The sequence below is a fragment of the Actinoplanes sandaracinus genome (assembly GCF_030009775.1).
Taxonomy (GTDB): Bacteria; Actinomycetota; Actinomycetes; order Mycobacteriales; family Micromonosporaceae; genus Actinoplanes; species Actinoplanes sandaracinus.
Window position 1 is genome coordinate 1 of the sequence record NZ_JASCTH010000062.1, and the last position, 17297, is coordinate 17297.

General features: G+C 63.0%; 13 protein-coding genes and 2 pseudogenes. 7 read left to right on the forward strand and 8 right to left on the reverse strand.

What is annotated here, in order from left to right; genetic code table 11:
- Together QLQ12_RS45855 and QLQ12_RS45860 are read left to right on the forward strand one after the other, a co-directional pair.
- Positions 1-182: pseudogene (locus QLQ12_RS45855) on the forward strand (hypothetical protein); the annotation flags it as partial.
- Positions 183-1134: 952 nt separating this feature from the next.
- A complete protein-coding gene (locus tag QLQ12_RS45860; RefSeq protein WP_282767384.1) occupies positions 1135-2673 on the forward strand; it encodes a hypothetical protein in 1539 nt (512 codons plus the stop codon).
- Positions 2674-3089: 416 nt separating this feature from the next.
- Here QLQ12_RS45860 and QLQ12_RS45865 read toward each other — a convergent pair whose 3' ends face one another.
- A complete protein-coding gene (locus tag QLQ12_RS45865) occupies positions 3090-6020 on the reverse strand; it encodes an ATP-binding protein (protein ID WP_282767385.1) in 2931 nt (976 codons plus the stop codon).
- Between the two features lie 295 nt (positions 6021-6315).
- On the reverse strand, positions 6316-7959 hold the full coding sequence (locus QLQ12_RS45870; protein WP_282767386.1) for a recombinase family protein: 1644 nt from the start codon (positions 7957-7959) through the stop codon (positions 6316-6318).
- Positions 7960-8464: 505 nt separating this feature from the next.
- Here QLQ12_RS45870 and QLQ12_RS45875 point away from each other — a divergent pair.
- Positions 8465-9052, forward strand: coding sequence for a polysaccharide deacetylase family protein (locus tag QLQ12_RS45875; protein WP_282767387.1), 588 nt, complete (start codon positions 8465-8467; stop codon positions 9050-9052).
- Here the strand turns inward: QLQ12_RS45875 and QLQ12_RS45880 are convergent.
- Both QLQ12_RS45880 and QLQ12_RS45885 read right to left on the reverse strand, forming a co-directional pair.
- Positions 9045-9394: pseudogene (locus tag QLQ12_RS45880) on the reverse strand (transposase family protein); the annotation flags it as partial. The gene QLQ12_RS45875 and the pseudogene QLQ12_RS45880 sit on opposite strands and share 8 nt — an antisense overlap.
- 108 nt (positions 9395-9502) lie before the next feature.
- Positions 9503-9910 carry a hypothetical protein gene (locus QLQ12_RS45885; protein ID WP_282767388.1) on the reverse strand — a complete coding sequence of 136 codons (408 nt, stop codon included), beginning with the start codon at positions 9908-9910 and terminating at the stop codon, positions 9503-9505.
- Positions 9911-10500: 590 nt separating this feature from the next.
- On the opposite strand from QLQ12_RS45885, the gene QLQ12_RS45890 reads away from it, so the two are divergent.
- Positions 10501-10677, forward strand: a complete 177-nt coding sequence (locus QLQ12_RS45890) for a hypothetical protein (protein WP_282767389.1) — start codon at positions 10501-10503, stop codon at positions 10675-10677.
- A gap of 176 nt (positions 10678-10853) precedes the next feature.
- On the opposite strand, the gene QLQ12_RS45895 is transcribed toward QLQ12_RS45890, so the two are convergent.
- Positions 10854-11381, reverse strand: coding sequence for a hypothetical protein (locus QLQ12_RS45895; RefSeq protein WP_282767390.1), 528 nt, complete (start codon positions 11379-11381; stop codon positions 10854-10856).
- A 778-nt stretch (positions 11382-12159) separates the two neighbouring features.
- On the opposite strand from QLQ12_RS45895, the gene QLQ12_RS45900 reads away from it, so the two are divergent.
- Positions 12160-12834 (forward strand): META domain-containing protein, encoded by a 675-nt coding sequence (locus QLQ12_RS45900; RefSeq protein ID WP_282767391.1) that lies wholly within the window; start codon positions 12160-12162, stop codon positions 12832-12834.
- Between the two features lie 469 nt (positions 12835-13303).
- Here the strand turns inward: QLQ12_RS45900 and QLQ12_RS45905 are convergent, their stop codons facing one another.
- Positions 13304-13954 carry a DUF6518 family protein gene (locus QLQ12_RS45905; RefSeq protein WP_328518355.1) on the reverse strand — a complete coding sequence of 217 codons (651 nt, stop codon included), beginning with the start codon at positions 13952-13954 and terminating at the stop codon, positions 13304-13306.
- 698 nt (positions 13955-14652) lie between these two features.
- Positions 14653-14928: a hypothetical protein gene (locus QLQ12_RS45910; RefSeq protein ID WP_282767393.1), complete on the reverse strand. Its 276-nt coding sequence runs from the start codon at positions 14926-14928 to the stop codon at positions 14653-14655.
- A 508-nt stretch (positions 14929-15436) separates the two neighbouring features.
- Here QLQ12_RS45910 and QLQ12_RS45915 point away from each other — a divergent pair.
- Positions 15437-15874 carry a hypothetical protein gene (locus QLQ12_RS45915; protein WP_282767394.1) on the forward strand — a complete coding sequence of 146 codons (438 nt, stop codon included), beginning with the start codon at positions 15437-15439 and terminating at the stop codon, positions 15872-15874.
- A 200-nt stretch (positions 15875-16074) separates the two neighbouring features.
- Positions 16075-16650, forward strand: a complete 576-nt coding sequence (locus QLQ12_RS45920; protein ID WP_282767395.1) for a hypothetical protein — start codon at positions 16075-16077, stop codon at positions 16648-16650.
- A gap of 236 nt (positions 16651-16886) precedes the next feature.
- Here the strand turns inward: QLQ12_RS45920 and QLQ12_RS45925 are convergent.
- Positions 16887-17297, reverse strand: a 411-nt coding sequence (locus tag QLQ12_RS45925; protein ID WP_282767396.1) for a DDE-type integrase/transposase/recombinase, incomplete at its 5' end; no start/stop codon positions are given.

The window sequence follows — 17297 nt, forward strand, 5'->3', positions numbered from 1 at the left end:
TCGCTGTTCTGGGCACGTCCACCACCGGGATGCGGGCCAAGGACGTCTGCCTCGCCCTCGACATCGAACCACTGCACAAGAACGTCGAAGGCACCCGCGCCAAGCTGAAACGCCTGGTCAACCGCAAGCTCGTCACCGAGAGCGAGACCGGAATATTCACCCTTGCCCCTAAAAGGACGTAATCTCTATAACCGCCCTCTCAGATTCATCGCCCCTCCCCAGCGGGGGGTGACAACCCGGCCGCCCGGAGCAGGTCACGGACGGCCGGGGCCTATCACCACCGGTCATCCAAGGCTCCAGCGCTCTGACTACCGGCTTCGCCCAGCTTCACAGGCCTATGAAACATTCATGAACCCTCAGAATCAGGACGTCCCAGCACCTCTTTACGTCCAAGAACGCCCTTCTTAAAAAGTGGCGAAACGCAACATTCGGTACAGACATAGCGATGACGCTTGCCCACCAGTGGCGACGGGTTCGAGCGATCGTCCACTGAGGCCGGGATGCTTGCGCTGGCAAACCCAGATGACACGACGGGAGTTGGGCCGCCGATTGCTTCGGTAATTAACGTGCCCTAGTTGCCGATCCGCGCGTACCCTCCGTCCACCGCCAAGGGATGGCACCGCAAGATTGTTCGATTGGGATGCGTCAAGTTGCCGCATCCGCACAGATTTCGGGAAGACGGAGGCTGACATGGGTCGAGCCAGTAGGCGGCGCCGCGAGAAGCGCAGGATGCGCGCTCAGCGGTCGGAGGCGGCGGCCTCGCTGCTCGAAGCCCACGAAGCCGACATTCGTGGAGCCAGAGTGGCACCCACCATCGCGGGATATGAAGCGGTCTCGAGTGACGGACCAGAAGCAGTCCGTGAGGCATTGATCGCACGACATAATGCCCGGATGGTCCGCTTCACCGATCCTCGCAGGGCGGACTTTGCTGGCATCCGAGCTACGCTAGGCGCTGTTGTTCATGCGGATATGGCACTTGCGAGACTTGGAGCTGATAGCAATCGGTTGCCGGCTTCCCCATTCGGCACTAGTCGATCATTCCGAATGGGATGGGCAGACCATTTAAGCTGGGGCCTAGATAGTGTTGTCGCTATTGCACGATTGTCTTTCGCTGGACAAATCGTGGGTGCCGCGATGATTGCACGCCAACAGCTCGAAAGATGGACAGAAAACCTAGCGCACAACACCAGAACTGCGCATCGTCAGGGTGAAACGCGAGCTGAGTTCATTCAGCGTGTATGGGATGTTGAACTCAATCTAGGCGCGCGTAGAAACAAGACTACAAGGGGTCGCATGGATATCCCCTCCAGCCTATGGAGCGGGCGAAGAGCAGGCGCAGTTTTCATCGAGCTGAGCGAATTGATGCACGGTAGAGGCCCTCTTGTAGAAGCGGCTCACTGGGATGCTGCCCATCTTCTAAAGGCATCAGATAACCCCGAAAGTAGCCGTGCAGTGCAGCGGGCATATAGTCTCATCTCAGAGGCCATTGCCATGATCGTCCGACGGATTCGCGTATGTATCCGCAGCTTGGCAACCGAGATCGGAATGCCGTCTGCAGGCAGGCTCGTAGCAGCGCCGGAAATGATCAGCCCTGGCGGCTCAATCCCGCCGCAACCATGGAGCCTGTGGCCGCTAGTGCCGACTACAGGTTTAAGTCCAGAGATCCAAGCAAGGTTCTCAACTGCGAGGAATGACTACCGTGCTGTTAATCAAGGTGAGCGACCGGCGGGCAGGCTTTTCCGGGACGATGAATTCATCGATTTACATTTCTACGCTGCACGCGCGCGATCTGCTGAATCTGCCCTTGAAGCTTTCGAGGAAGAACGAACAATTCTTGGAGACGCCTTTAACCTGGATAGCATGCTCGGGCGAGAATTCCAATATGTAATTCCCTCCGAGATTGCAGGCATCGCTGCTCTGTGGAACCGAGGAACACCGGTCGGAGAGGCTGCAGCGACAGCCAGTACTGCGATTCGCTCCGCCTACTGGCTGTGGCTTGAGGACGACGATCGCGCCATGGGTCTCCTTCGCGTCATTCTTGAACAGGTGGCACGCCTCAGATCATGGCGCCTTAAGGAAGATAAGGCCAGAAGCCTTGAAGTCAATCCTGATGCGACCCCACGCGACTGGCTCGAGTTGGCAGGATTGCGGCGGCTAGGTGCATTCAACTGGGCATTAGGGGAGATGGCGCATTTTCGCAACAAGACTGACTGGCCAGCCGCGCGTGAGATGCTTATTCAATTCCAGCCGGATTACGATGCCAAGAGGTTTCCGGAGTTAACAGGGCGGGGATGGGCACTTGATCAGGCGGCATTTTTGCTATTTCGCGAGGCAACGGAAATCGTTGGCCTCTCTTCTCCAAAACTGAAGATTTCGCTCACAAAGATATACGAACATGGCAGCAAAACGATGCTCGAATCCGAGCGGCAACTCAACACTGTAATGGACAAAGTCTGGATGCTTCGCCGGGAAAGATACTCCGTCGCTCCATTTACAGGGCCTGCTGTCGAGCATGCGCGCCTTTGGTCACTTTTCGGCAAAGGAACTGAATCTCCTCTTTCTGCGGAGAGCGCACTCTTCCATTCGCTGGCGCTCAACCCAGTTGACGAAGAAGAAACCGTGGAGGGGAATACTCGTGATCCTAAAGGAGCGAATATGGACGCAAGCGACTAAGAGTCATTTCATGGCATGCACTAGGGCGCCACTGGAATGAAGGGGCATATCAGCCATCAATGACCTGTCAAAGACAGCTCCTGAAGGTCCACCCGTCTCCGTCACCCAACCGACCACCACGCCGTGTTGGTCCGCCCGGTGACGCCGACACCGCAACGGCACAGATCCTCGGCCCCCCTGTTTCCGGCCGACAAAATCCAGTCGTCGCCCTGCTGATCACGATCGTCATGGCAGTGGGTGAGAGCCGCCAGTGACCACGACCTCGATACCGGCATTCTGGTTACACCGTGGACCGCGACGCCCGCCGGCTCCCTGGCCATCGGCGCCTCGGCGCCGCGGAAGCCGATGACACCTCAGCAATCAGGCGGCCGAGTCAACCTATACGCCGGAATCCTTTCGCTGGCAGCCTCAGAGGCTTATGTGAGGCGATCTGGGGCACCAATATGCGCATTTCCGGGCACATCTTCGAACATCTCTTGCTCGAGTTTATCCACCTCGCGTGCCACATTGGCGGCCTCCTCATACCGACCGGTATCGTCTAGAATTTCGGCGACATCCGCGAGACATTTTGCGAGACGGAACCGGTCACCGCGTTCACGATAGTGTGCTGTGACAGTGTCGAGGGCGTTAAGCGCGTCGTTCGGACGATCAAGTGCCGAATACGCCTGAGCGCAAGCCATCAAACTCTCCGCAGCGCCGTCCTCATCATTCATGGAAAGGTGAAGCGCGATACATTGCTCCAACATCTGCAGCGCAGTAACTGGATCGCCTGTGATCAGGTGAGTCATGGCAATACCTGCTAGGGCATCTACTTCATCTTTTCGGTCGCCGCGCTGACGGCAGATCGCTAATTCCTCCTCGAAGCATTGGCGCGCCTCGGTATGATTCTCCATCAACATCAGTGTGTTTCCCAAGTCATGCAACGCGAAGCCTCGCCGCTGATGGTCGCCCAGATCTCGGTAGATGTGTTCGGCTTGGCGCAATGCGTCGACAGACTGAGGGAAATCTCCCGCGCGTTTACGCACCACTCCTATGCTGTTGAGAGTCCACGCTTCGCCCCATTTATCGCCGACTTTTCGGCGGCGCTGCAAGTCTTGTTCGTAGTATTTGGTCGCCTGCTCATAATGGCCGTGGTCACGGTACACGCAGGCAATGTTGTGCAGCGCGGTTCCGATGTTGGCGTCGGATCCGTTGCCGCGCCATAGATTCAGCGCCTGTTCGTAGTCGTGCAACGCGTCGGTGGTGTGGTGCATATCCTGCAGGACGTTGCCGCGGGCGTTATGCGCCTCAGCCTGCAGAATCGGTTCGCCTGCAGTATTTGCCAGTGCAACGAAACGATTGGCTGTATCCAGCGCTCGGTCAAGTTGGCGGAGATGTTTAAGCGCCTCGACCGTCGATGATAGAAAGATCATCTCAATCTCAGAGCGGCCGCAGTTCTGAGAGCACCGGACGCCGCGTTCCAGCAACGGCAACAGGCTCGACCACTGACTGCGGATCTCTATGTAGCGACGGAGCCAAAGCGTGGCATAGGCTGCATCGGCGATAGCGTTCATGTCCAGCAGCATTTCGACGGCTGCGGTCAGATTCTGCTGATAGGCGTCAAACCAGGCCAGCGCCGATCGTTGCCCACGCGGATCGGTAGCCTCAGTCTCGCATTCCAGCGCTCGGCCTGCGGTCTCCGCGCGGCGAACAAGGTCGCTGAAGACTCGGCTGGTGACGCGATCGACAGCGTCATCGTCTTCATGCTCGGTCAGCAGGTCATGGGCGAATACCCGGACCAAGTCGTGAAGTTGATATCGCCCGTCTGCCTTGACGTGATCAACCAGGCTGAGCCGGGCTAGCTCGCCGAGCCTGCGTTCGACGGTTGCATCGGACGCTTCGACCAGAAGGGCTGCCATCGATAGATCAAAGTCGGGACCAGGTAGCAGGCTGAGTCGACGAAACAGCTGCCGAGTCGCGGCAGGAAACTTGCGCAGCGACAATGAGAAGCTGGCCCGCACGTCTAGGTCACCCACGCAAAGGCGGGCCAGCCGGCGTCGCTCGTCACGTAACTGATCACGCAGATACCCGATCGTCCAACCATGCCCGGCAAGGATGTTGCCTGCAATTCGCAGCGCCAGAGGGAGATGTCCGCACAGATCTGCGACCTCCGTCAATGCCGACGGTGCGCTCTGAGCCTGCTCACCGGCGATGTTCGCTAGCAGATCCTGCGACGCCTGGCTTTCCAGCGAATCTAGCTGGATTCGGGTAGCGCCGCTAAGGCCGAGTAGATCGGAGCGGCTGGTGACGATAACGCGGCAACGGACCCCCGTAGGAATCAAGGGCCGAACCTGGCGCTCGTCAGCGGCGTCGTCAAGGATGATCAAGACGGTCTTGTGGTGGGTTGCTGTACGAAAGAATGCGGCGCGTGCCTCGTCGTCCGTGGGAAGCTGTTCCTCGGGAATGCCGAGCCCGCGCATTAAGCCAGCTAGTACCTCGCCGGGCGGCTTCGGCGTGGCTTGCCCACCGTGCAGGTCCGCGAACAGTGTGCCGTCCGGGAATGCAGCCTCCAGCGACCTGGCTGATTCGACAGCGAGGGTGGTCTTGCCCACCCCACCTCGACCCACGATTACCCACGTGGCGGCAGCCGAGCCCGCGTCGGGCAGGATCCTCGAAAGCACCTCCAGTTCATGCTGCCGTCCGGCAAAGTCGCCAACTCCGGCCGGCAACTGCCGCGGGCGAAGGGCGGCATGTTCTCTGCCGGTCTCGCTCTCGTCCGATGACTGTGTGCAGAACAGATGCCGATAGACCGGCCCGAAGTAGGCGTCGACGACCGCGGGTACGCTGCGAAGCGATCGTGATACGGCTTTCCCATCCCGAAGCTCGAAGGTCAGGTGTGGGAACCGCTCGTGCAGTTGGCGCAGCTCCTGCTCCACCTGAGTTCGCTCGACGACACACGAAACGACGATGATCAGGGTCCGAATGGCGAGGGGTGGATTAGTGGCGAATGCCTCGACTGCACGGCGCAGATCGGACGGACCGAATTCGTTGACCCGCTTGCACTGATAGCCGACATAGGTGCTGCGGTCTACCAGCGCCACAACATCGATCCCGCGCTGGCACTGCCCGCGCTTGCCGTAGCGCCGCGCCTGCGGATGTCGGTCGACCTCTTCGGCAATCTCGACGGTCAGAGACTCGAACTCGTACTCGTTGAGCTCACCGAGCGGGAGCAAGGTGGGTCGGCTGATCATCGGCGGCGGGACGCAGGTGCGTTTTGGTCGATCTCCAAGACCGGGTAAGGTCAAAAACACGCCGAAATGATCTCGTTCTGCGAATCCAACTCGTTCATCGTGTCCATCGGCTCCCACGAGACCTAGTGTCGCGCATAGGTACGACAAGTTCGGCGCCGAGGCGCATCCGGCCACGGGCCACGGGCCACGGGCCACGGGCCACGACAGCCTGTTGGAACGCGTCGCTCGTGAACCACCCCGCTTCCATGCAGGCCCGACCAACATCGCCCTGCCCCCGCCGGAAGCAGGTAACCACCGCTCCGTCGAAACGGGGGGAACTCACCCAGGCCACCCGCCAAGCCAGCCGCCGATCACACGACTTGGTCACCGTAGTGACCAGCGGCTACCCGAGAACGCGACGACCTTGCTTCCGTTAGTGAGTGCCGTGCGGAAAAGTCTCATCCGTGCTGACTCTCAGCTCATGACTGGCGATGACGGTGTGAATATCCGCTGTGTTGGGCCTCGGACACGTTAAACCCCATATCGATCTTTGCGCTCGCCGCTGATCGATATTGGGGTTTTGTGCTACCTGTCCTTTCTCCAACTCCTGGCCATTCCGCAACGGCGATCGCCTTGCCGGCCAGCCCTCAAATGACACCGTCGACGCCGCGCCGGATGCCTTCCCCTCCCCCACCGGTGACTCGGTCGGCACCGCATTCTCGATCGGGATGCCGTCCACCTGAACAGCATCGACAGTGGGAGGCTCCGTCGGCTCACCGGCGGCATCCTCGATCGCCAGAGTGCCGTGCCCGCACACGACCACCATGCCCCGCGCCTTCAAATACGCTGCGACATCCCCGGCATTCGCCAGACCGGCAAGGTCCGGATTCGCCGCAATCAGATCCTCCACGAGACGCCCTTCGGACCGGTACACCCAGCGCGGCGCATCCTCGTCGGCCGGCTGAGCGCTGGTGTGCCCATGCCGACAGCGGTAACCGGCCCGGCCGTTCACCCAGTGCCCGGACATCCGTCGCCCACAGAGCTCGCAGACCAGCAGCCCGGTCAGCGCGTACCGGCGCTGCAGACCGTCCTCAGGCGTGGCGCGGGCGGTGATCTCCTGGACCGCAGTGAAGTCCTCGTCACTGACCAACGCCGGATGAGTACGCTCCGGGTGAACCACCCAGTCGGTACGGGGATTCCAGACCCGGACCGGGCCGGAACTGGTCCGCCGGTCCCCCGGCACCGCCTCCCGGTGATCGGTGAACTGCCGATTCCACACCTGCCGACCCGTATACCGGGGGTTCGCCAGAATCGCCGACACCGTCCGCAACGTCCACACCGTGCCCTCCCGATGCGGATTCTGGGCCCGGTCATAGACCCCCGGCGACGGCACCCGCCGCTCATTCAACACCCGCGCAATCCCCGCCGCACTCCACCCCTCCAGACGCCGGGCGAAGATCCACCGCACATACTCCGCCGCCACCGGATCCACCGCCAGCCGGTGTTGGCGCCGGCCCCAGCTCGCCTGCACCGCGTTCGGGTGCGGGCCACCGTCCACCAACTGGTAGCCGTACGGCGGACGGCCACCGAAATGCCGGCCTTGCTCGCGTACCTGGACTATCATCGCCGCCCGCACCCGAACCCGGGTCCGCAACACCTCCCGCTGCGACTGATGACCCAACAACATCAACAACGCCCGATGGTCGGCGCTACCGAGGTCAACCGGCCCCTCAGCCTCCGGCAACCACACCTGCACCCCGCATGCCTGCAGCTGATCGATCACCCGGCGAGCCTCACCACCACCGGCGAACGCCCGCTCAAATTCCGCCACCACCACCGCATCGAACCCACGATCGGGCTCCGCCGTCGCAGCCATCAAAGCGGCGGCCGCAGGCCGCTTGTGCCACGGCAGACTCCGTGATGCGCCCGGGTCGAAGAACTCCACGACAATCCGGCCTCGACCGGCGACCACCCGCTGCGCCGCTTCCACCTGCCACGCCCGCGACGACACCGGATCCTGATACTCCGCCGTCGAAATCCGCCCGTAAAACGCAAACCGCAAACCACCCGCGGCCATCGACCGACCTCGACCACGCGTCCGCGGTACCGGCGGGGTGCTGTGCAACCACGTGTCGAAGGCATCCGGCGGCGCAGTATCAGGGAACGGCAGGGGGTGTCGGCATTGAAGATCACCTCACGCAGAGACGAACCGGCCACTGACCCATCAATACGTGGCGCAACCCGCCGCCGTCACCGCCCTATCGAGCCAGGTCACCCGCACTACGCTCACCGAAACCGCGATACCACTCCCCCCGGGTCAGCAAGCCGACCACGGGCACCACGAGTCGAAACGGCCCCGACTACCCACTGATTCTGACGGCCTGGGATGGCCCCACCAAAACCAAGCTGCTGAAACGCCAAATGTATGGACGCGCCAGCTTCGAACTCCTCCGCCACCGCATCCTGCTCGGCTAGAAGCTCACCCACCGTCACCACCGAAAGCCAGACAGAGCCGAATGCTAGATACACCCCTTCGCGTTACGGACCCGTCGGTAGCCGGCATCGGTTATATTCGATCGCCTATGAACGTTCCCGTACGGATGACCCCCGCTATGTACCGGCTGGTCGCGCGCAGCGAACGGGCGATCGTCCTGAACGACCCGCACGAGCTCGACCGTGCGGTGCGCAAACTGCGGGGTCTGCGGTTCAGTATCTTCGGCAGTGCCGACGACCCGCTCGTGGCCTCGATGACCGCCGCCCAGGTGTTCCTTCACCGCCGCGCGCCGGGCGATCTGGACCGGGCGCTCAACATCTGCGGTGTGCGCCGCCAGGAGGCCCGCGACCGGCCCGCGGTGCTGGCCTGGGTCGAGGGCATCCGCGGCGACCTGCACCTGGCGCGCTACCACGCCGACGGGCACTCGGCCGATCTCGACTGGGCGGCGGAGGCATGGCAGGCCGCCTTGGACAACAGCGACCCGGACGACCGCGCGACCCGGGCCGCAGGCCGCGCATGGAGCCTGATCACCCGGTACGGCGCCCGCCACGACCCGGCCGACCTGGCCGAGGCGACCGAGCTGTGCCGCGCCCACCCGGCGCTGGGCGACTCCTACCTGGAGCGGCTGCGCGCGACACCGCCGGGTGGCGAGCGCCCCGGCGTCCCTATCGGCTGACCGCCTTCTGCCGGCGTGACAGCTTCGGCCGGACACGGCGTCGTTGGAACGGGGTGCGCACGCTGCCCCGGGCGCCCTGATATCCCTTGTCGGCGAAAGTCACCACGTCTGCACTGGTCAGGGCATCGATGATGCCGTGGGCGCGGGCAGCGGTCAGGTCGTGGGTCGAGCCGGGCAGCGCGGCCGAGGCCCACACGAGTCGGCCGACGGCATCCGCGATGACCTGGACGTTCACGCCGTGCCGTTTGTGTTTCCCGGAGTAGTGAGCTTCTGATCGGCGACTCGATCGATCGGGATTAGGGTGCCGTCGAGGATCGCGTACGCCAGCAGCCGGATGCGCTGGTCGTGGCGTGGGCGATGGGGTCGAAGGGCATGTTGTTCGGACCGTAGTCGCCATGGACGAACACGGCCCGCGCCCCGCACGGCGTACTGCCGAGAACCGTTGTGGCTCTAAGTACTCACGGGCTCACGTCGAAGTGCCACCGTGGCGCACGCGGCGGCCATCAGCCAGATAGCCGGTCCCGACATTCCGCCGATGAGGTCAACGTAGCCGGGAACCACGAGAAAGACGAGGAACGCTACGTCGACAACACCGAGCACGGCGACGTTGAGCCAGTACCCGAGACGGCTGTTGACACGGTTCATGGCCAGCGCGACGAAGATGGCCTGCACTCCCAGCACCGTCGCGCAAATGAAGAACATGAGGCTCTCGGCTGCCAGTTCGGTATCGGGCGCACCGTCTGCGAGGCCACCGACCACCATCGAGACACCGAGACCCATGTGCAGCAGGCCCCACAACACATACAACGCGGCAGCACCCGCTGCCCACCGGCCAGCACCCGTCATCTCGACCTCCATGTCTGACAACGAACTTGCCGGACCGCCGTGGCCACAGGCCATGAGGAACCTATGGCCTTTCGAACCGTGTCACATCGGGGTGATCACCGATACCAACCCGGAACTCGTCCCACCTGGCAGCCGGGAGACGGGCCCAATCCGTATGAGAATGCGAGCGTCACCGCAGAGGACCCGAGCGCCGCCAATGAGCATTTACTCAAGTGGATCACGAACGGGCGGACGAGGGACGGCGGCTCAGCACTGAGCGGCACCTCCGTTTGAGCGCGGCCAGCGGTGGGCGGCCGGGACGAGAGGATCATGCAACGTTGAACCTCCAAGTGCTCGCTCTACCCGGGGCTTGACCAGTGATATTTCAGAATCCGTGAGGCGTACTGATCACCGCTGGAGTGCTGATGAACCCGCGGCGCCACCGTACGACATCCGCTCACGATCTCGAAGCATCCACTCATTGGCAGTTCAGCACATCGGCTACGGCACGCACGCCGACCACCCAGCGTGACGGGCCGTCTCCGGTCGGTGTGCACGATCGGCGGCAAATCCGGGCGTCCTGGGACTGACCCCTGGCGACGCCGGCATGCAAGCATTGTCATATGGAAAAGAAGGTCACTGACATCGACAGCGCTCAGAGTCGCTCCGCCCAGTTCGGCCGGCTGCCAGCACGTGTCCGCCCGGACGCTACCGTTGAGATGCTCGAGACCTCACCGCCGCAGGGCAGGCCGGCGGCGGTCACTGAAGAACAGCGACAGGTGTTTCTCGCTGGCGGCTGAAGGCCTCAACACGCGCTCATCGGCAAGAGCGTGCGCCGAGGGGCCTCCTGTGGCCGTACGGAGTGTGACTGCCGCGCTGGCCACCGAGCGCACGGACGGCGGCAGAAGAGCGCGGCCCAGCAGGGCTTTTGCAACACACGAAGGTTGCTCCGTCGCACTGCTGGACATCTCGCCAACTAGCAAGTTGCAGGCTCCCGGGAACTGTCCGCTTGACGAGGCCGCCCGGTTCGCTTGCGATCCCAGTTTGCTTCGAAGGCAGACACGCTTTCACGCGAGTAGACCGGTCCCATCGCTGGATTAGCCAAAGAGGGAGGAAAATCTGCATTCGTTTTAGCGATCTCAGCTGCTCGTTGCTTCGACACGCCGAGCATTTCACTAATTTCCGTTAGTCCTACTAGGTCGAGGCGCCGAGGGTGAGAAATACGGTGGAGGTAAACCTCCATTTCAGTAACTTCAATGCCTCTGGAATTGCCTGGATCGCCGAATGCCGCGGCGTATTCTGCTCGCGCAACTTTGAGAGCCGCGTCAGTTGCCAGCCGTAGTGTTGGCGCGACTACGTCAAACACAAGTCGAATCTCGTAATTATCGTCAAGTTCCACAACCCCGAACCCTGGCAGTCTGGAAGCTAGACTTCCTAGAACCTCATCAGTCACTGATTCAGGCGCACCGTACGCGGCGATGACGCGCCACCCGAACTCGGCCATACGGGACTCCTTGCTCTCGCGCTGCCAACCAAAAAGGACGCTGTGCGGCGGGAGGCCCGCCGCATCGCGCCATCACTCGTCTGGGTAGACCAACCCACTTGCGCGCAGGGTGTTCATAAAAGCAATCCACTCGTGGAACTGCTGGGGAGCCTGCTTGAAAACCCGCACAACTCCTGGCCTCTTGAAGATCCAAGCACCTTCGCGCGTCTGGGACACACTCCACCCTTGGCGGACCGCCGCAGCTCTGACCCGGTCCATCCGGTCCAAGTGTCCACCTCTTCCCTGTCGGAGTCAAGGACATCCGACAAGAAGTCACTGACGGTGTCAAGGACTTAACGTCGACTTCATCCCAAAGAGCCATTGCGAATCGAACACTGGAGGCATTCGGCGAGAATTGGGCGCTTGGAGGCATGCATGGGTGATTTCCCGAACGCCAGTTCTCGCCTGAGGCACATGTGTTGAAATCTGTTTTAGCAATCCGCGATCGCTATTGCTGCTACAGGCTCTCTTGGATTCAACCTAGCGTCTCGTGCTAGCGAGCGTGCGGCAGACGCGGAAGCCTTACCAATGAGACAGGGGTGGCGGGCCTCTGCGGCTAGCTATTATAAGTTTCGGATTAGGCCTACGATCAGCATCGGCGGAAACGACTCAACTCGGCATGTTGGTTCGCTCAGCTGTTCATCGTTCAGATTGTTGCCGGTGGGCAACGAAGGCTGTCAGCTGCCGACGAGGGATGCAGTCGGCGCAACTTCGAAGTGTGTTCGCCCGTTAACTACATGTGACCGACTCTCCCGCGCCTGACCGGCGGAGCCGATGGCTCGTTCCCCTCGTCGCCGCTGCGGGCCTCGCCGCCGTCGTCGCGGTCGGCGTCGTTCTGACGCGCACCCATCGGGACACGTCCGCACCGGTCGGTGACGCGCTGCCGTCCACGTCGCCCGGGATCGTCAGTTCCAGCTATGTGGAAAGCCACTGGCGCCTGACCGCGGTGACCGAAGGGAGCGTTACCACGGCAATTCCCGCGTCCATCGACGCGTCGCTGGAGTTGGCGACGGACGGCACGGTGTTCGCATATGACGGCGTCAACGCGATCAACGGGACGTTCAAAGCCACCAGCGCCGGCTTCGACATATACGGCGGGCTGACGACGCTAGCCGGGTACGGCGGCAACGACCCCGGCGTGCTTGCCGCCGAGAGCGGGATGGGTCTGCTTATGCTCGGCCCACCGCCCGTATGGACCGCGTCACCCGACGCTTCCGGCGCGCCACCTACTGCTTCCGGCGCACCGCCCATCAATTCCGAGGCATCGCCCGTGCACGTCACCGTCCTCGCCGCGACCCCGGAACTGCTCACCCTTCAAGCCAACGGTACGCGGCTCGCCTTCATCCGGACCGGCCCGGCCGAGAGAGTCAACGCGACGCCGATTCCGGACAACAGCTCCGCTCCCGGCAGTTGATCCTGGTTTCATTGACCGGCAGAGAGCCTGACCAAATCGAGGGGCCAGTCGACGTTCACGAGCGAGGGCGACAACCTTGACGAGTTCGTCTCGACGCTCGCCGACTGGATGCGTGGCCACCCCGAGCACAGGGCGTTCATGGCCGAGGCTGCTGGTGAGGTCGTCGGTATGGGCGTGGCTGGCGGTCCTCGACCGGGTACCCACCGCGACACCTAACGCCCTCAACTCGGCATGGTCGTGCGTTTGATCATGCCTACGTTCCGGAGGCCATGAAGGCGGCGAGGATGTAGTTGGGGTGGCGGTCGAGGTTCTTCCGGGCCCGGTCGTAGCGGATGGTGGTGCGGGGGGTCGGCGTGGCGGGCGGCGATCTGGGCGTCGCGGAGGCTGACGCCAGCGAACGTCGGCGGGATCGGGCGCTGCGGTCGTATCACCTTGGTCTTGCCAGCCAGGGGCGATGCTGCGACGTCGATCAGCGGAACGATGCGAGGGTCAGCAGTAGCCAGCCGCCCGCAGTCAGCGGGACCGACCAGGCCAGGGCCAGGAGACGATCACGCCAGGTGCGGCTTATCAGCAGGGTGATCAGCAAACCCAGGACGAAGACCAGCGAGGCGTACGCCCACTGCTCGCTGGCCTCGTAGTTCGCGTCGGTGATCCGGCGGAGATGGACCACGCCCTCGGCGAACAGCACCGCTGCCGGAAGAGCCAGAGCCGACAGTCGCAGCATGCCGGACGTGCGGGCCAGCACGCCACCGCCACCGAAGACCACACCGGCGACCACGCCGAAGCCCATCCACATCAGCGCCGTCGTGTTGTAGAGGTTGCTCCAATCGTCGTTCTGAATCAGGGCCGCGGCCAGGTAGTAGCTGGGCACCGCCACCACCAGGCAGACGATCGCCGCGGCGATCCCGGCGGGCAGGTGCCAGCGGTGGAGGTACGTCAGCAGGAACGCGGCGACCGCCCACGTGGCTAGGGAGTTGCCCAGATCGCCCAGCGGGGACGGCAGGTACTTGATCCAGACAAAGTCCAGAAACCCCAGCAGCAAGCCCGCCATTGGGGCCACTACGGCCGCGTGCCGCTTGATCATCATGAGTGATGAGCCTAGGAGCGGCCGCCCCTGCATGGATCCGCTCGACGACAGAGCGCACCCGGCCGAAAGGTAGAGGGCACGACAGTGGCCGGTCGCTCTGCGCGACGATTCCGATTCGGGACGTCAGCTGCCGGATCCGGTCGAGATCGCCGATCCAAGCCATCAGGCGCAGCACCCGCACTCCGGCCTCGGATGGCGGATCGATCCGTAGGGAGACGAGCCGGCTGGCCCCGCGTCGGCGTCGGTAACGGTCGCGATGTGCGGCGACGGCCCGCGAGCGCTGGAGATCGTCGGTTCCCCCGCATGCGACATCGATGCGTTCCTGCCGTACTCGCGCACCAAAGCCAACTCGGGGACCTGGCGCATACTCCGTGCGGCGCGCCGGCACGTCTGGGACATGCGCCGGGAAGGTCCATTCCCCGCCGTCCATCACCGGCCGGGTGCCAGTCCTCTATCCGAGACGGAGCCGATCCTCCGTTCCGAGCCCGATCAACTGGATGCCTGCGTCGGCGGTGATCTCAAGCCGGCGGGTCGATACTGCCGCCCAGCTCGCGGACCGTGGCGACGAAGTCGGCGGTGAGGCGGGCGAACTTGCCGCGTCGGGCCACGACTCTGCCTCCTCCGGCTACCACCAACCGCGGCCAGTCTGCCACCTATCCGACGGCGACCCGTGACGACACCACGCCGGAGGTCACCCCGGATTGCCAGTGCCCCCAGAGACGCGTGCCTGGTTAGTCGGCGAAGGGCACGGCGTTCAGGTAAGCGATCGTGTTCGGGTGCAGCCAGCCGAGGGTGTGCTGATCGGCCGCGCCGCCCCACAGGTCGGGGTAGTCACCGTCGTAGCTCATCCACGTCTCGTAACCGACTGCTGTGATAACCGTGCACGCCTGCCGCGTGGCCTCGTCAGCGCTGTGGCGGCCGGCGGCGGCGCCGACGATGTTGCAGGCACTGCCGATCGCCAGGACACCGCAGTGCAGGGCGAGCACGTCGCTGTTGCCGAGGTCCATACCTGCCACGGGTCGCGGTCGGCCCCCCACCGGGCGAACCCGATGCCTTCCAACACGATGCGCCCGGCGCCGATCAATACCAGCAGCATCCCGGCCCCAGGGCTCCGCGACGGCGCCACGGCACCGCCGGCCCGCTGCGGTGGCCCCACCGGGTCAGGGGCAGTCGGAAGGTGCACGGCGACTCCCTTCGAGTACAGCGGCAACGCCGGCAGAGCATCCACGCTATCAACAAGCCGGTAGACGCCATTCCCTCGCACCGAGACCTGCCATGACCACCAACGTCGAGTTGGAAAAGGATCAATCAAGCGGAGAACAGGAAAGATCGAAGTTTCCATTCGTAACGACAAATAGACATGCCCGCAACACTGCTCAACATTGACGCCACGGCGGCTTTTCATCTAATATTGTCAATGTATGGGCAGCGGGGGCTTGCGTAAACGGCTGGGTTCGCAGTGACTGCGTCATCTCACCCCTCCTGCCTCCTCGCGTGAAGCTTGAGGAGCCAACCATGAAAGCACTTCCGACCCAGGCCAAACCCCGTCAAAGACTCGCAGCAGAGCCACGGAAGTCGCACCGACTCCAGCACACCATGGCCGCCATAGCGGCAGCGCTTACGGTCCTTCTCATCCCCAGCCCCGCAAAAGCGGCCTCCGAGGAAGCGTCGTGCAGCGCCAACATCTTCGGTTTCACCTGCACAGCCGGACCCATCAATGCCCACCCCCTTGACCACTACGTCTGGTATCAGGTACTCCCTGGCGTGAGTACATGCTCCTGGTGGATTACCGACGTAGCCAACGGGAACGTGGTCGCGGCCGGCAATCAGGCCTCAGGAAACCCGAAGTCCAACTATGTGGGCGGGCTCTATGGCCGCTACACGATCAAGGCGTCCGGCGCCCTGTGCTACGTGTACATCAACAACTTCGGCGGCGACGCCCTCACCGAGTAACCAAGCACCCTACCGTGAACACCCCAGCCACCAGGCAGAACCAACAACCTCAGCCTCACGCGACAAGTCAGCCTGTTGCGCGAGGCTGAACCCTCTTGCCCGGGAACGTCCCGATTATTACAGTGAATCGAACGTTTGCGGCTTCCGAATACCGCCGCCAGCTTTGCCACTTGACCAACAGGGCTGAGGATGTGATGCCGATGAGCGAACACGACCAAACCCATGAGAATCTTGGCAACGGCAATCCCGGCCAAGAACGGCCTATATGGTACAAGCCGGATGGCTGCATTCCTTACCCGGTAAGCTTCGAGCGGAAAATCTTCCGCACAAACACCGTTGCGTTGACAGTTAGTCACATCGCGGCATTTCCGAACGGATTCGAGATTACGCTAACGATAGCCGCCAGTCCGGAGCGAAAAGACTTCCTCCGGACTTTCGGCATGGAGCAGGCCAAGGGCCGAAGCGAATCTGCCGGGCCACCTGCAAGTCTACGCATCGGCGTAGCTTTTCCAGACGGAAACTCCGCCACCACAGCGGACCCCTATCCGCCATTAGATTCAGATTCGGATCCGCCCTCAAGTTTGATCATTGAGGACGGAAGCGCCGGCGCCAATCGCCTCCTCAATCAACGCTATTGGATTTGGCCGCTGCCGCCTGATGGACGCGTCCGGCTACTCATTGAGTGGCCAGCGGAGAATCTGGGGCCTTCCGTGGTTGACATTGAGGCGGAAGAGATCGTGAAGGCGGCGAGGCAAGCCGTCGATCCATGGAGGTGAGAAGGGTTCACCCATGAGCCGTCAGCTCAGACGGACGTCGCGGAGTCACCGTTGGGGTGGCCGATGAGAATACCGGCGGCGGGCCGGGTGTAGTCACCGCTGTTCTTCCGGTCCGTGGCCGGTGTGCTGGTGAGACGGTCAGGTACGGCTCAGGGCGTGACCGTCGAAGAGGGTTCCGGGTGGCTCTGTTGCGTTGGTCGATCGGGGGACGTGTTCGGCCTGGCGAGGCGGCGTGGTCAGATCGTGGTGGCGAGTTCGGTGAACGTGGCGGCCACGCGTAGCCGGGGTGGGGTTTCGGTGGCGATCTCGTAGTGTCTGCGGCGCAGGTTCTGGACGAAGGCGTGTCCGGCGATCACGGTCTGGGCGGTCCGGTCGGTGCGTAAGCCGCGCATCGATCGGAGGCGGTGTTTGAGCCGGCTGTGATCGGCCTCGATCGGGTTGTTCGCGTAATGTTCGACGTGATGCCAGGCGGCCGGGATCAGGTCGGCGAGGACAGCGGGGTAGACGGCTGCGGCGTCGGTCACGACCTCGGCCGGTACCGTCTTCAACACTTTCGGGGCGCGGGTGAAGAACCGGCGAGCCGCCGCCGCGTCGCGGCGGGCTGATACCAGCACGTCGATGACCTGCCCGTGCTGGTCGATGGCCCG

Bases quoted from the DNA above. Each gene is read 5' to 3' on its own strand.
- QLQ12_RS45905 (WP_328518355.1), bottom strand. From the start codon at position 13,954: ATGCAGGGGCGGCCGCTCCTAGGCTCATCACTCATGATGATCAAGCGG.
- QLQ12_RS45885 (WP_282767388.1), bottom strand. From the start codon at position 9,910: ATGGAGGTCGAGATGACGGGTGCTGGCCGGTGGGCAGCGGGTGCTGCC.
- QLQ12_RS45870 (WP_282767386.1), bottom strand. From the start codon at position 7,959: ATGGCCGCGGGTGGTTTGCGGTTTGCGTTTTACGGGCGGATTTCGACG.
- QLQ12_RS45920 (WP_282767395.1), top strand. From the start codon at position 16,075: ATGAGCGAACACGACCAAACCCATGAGAATCTTGGCAACGGCAATCCC.
- QLQ12_RS45915 (WP_282767394.1), top strand. From the start codon at position 15,437: ATGAAAGCACTTCCGACCCAGGCCAAACCCCGTCAAAGACTCGCAGCA.
- QLQ12_RS45875 (WP_282767387.1), top strand. From the start codon at position 8,465: ATGAACGTTCCCGTACGGATGACCCCCGCTATGTACCGGCTGGTCGCG.
- QLQ12_RS45860 (WP_282767384.1), top strand. From the start codon at position 1,135: ATGATTGCACGCCAACAGCTCGAAAGATGGACAGAAAACCTAGCGCAC.
- QLQ12_RS45910 (WP_282767393.1), bottom strand. From the start codon at position 14,928: ATGGACCTCGGCAACAGCGACGTGCTCGCCCTGCACTGCGGTGTCCTG.
- QLQ12_RS45895 (WP_282767390.1), bottom strand. From the start codon at position 11,381: ATGGCCGAGTTCGGGTGGCGCGTCATCGCCGCGTACGGTGCGCCTGAA.
- QLQ12_RS45890 (WP_282767389.1), top strand. From the start codon at position 10,501: ATGGAAAAGAAGGTCACTGACATCGACAGCGCTCAGAGTCGCTCCGCC.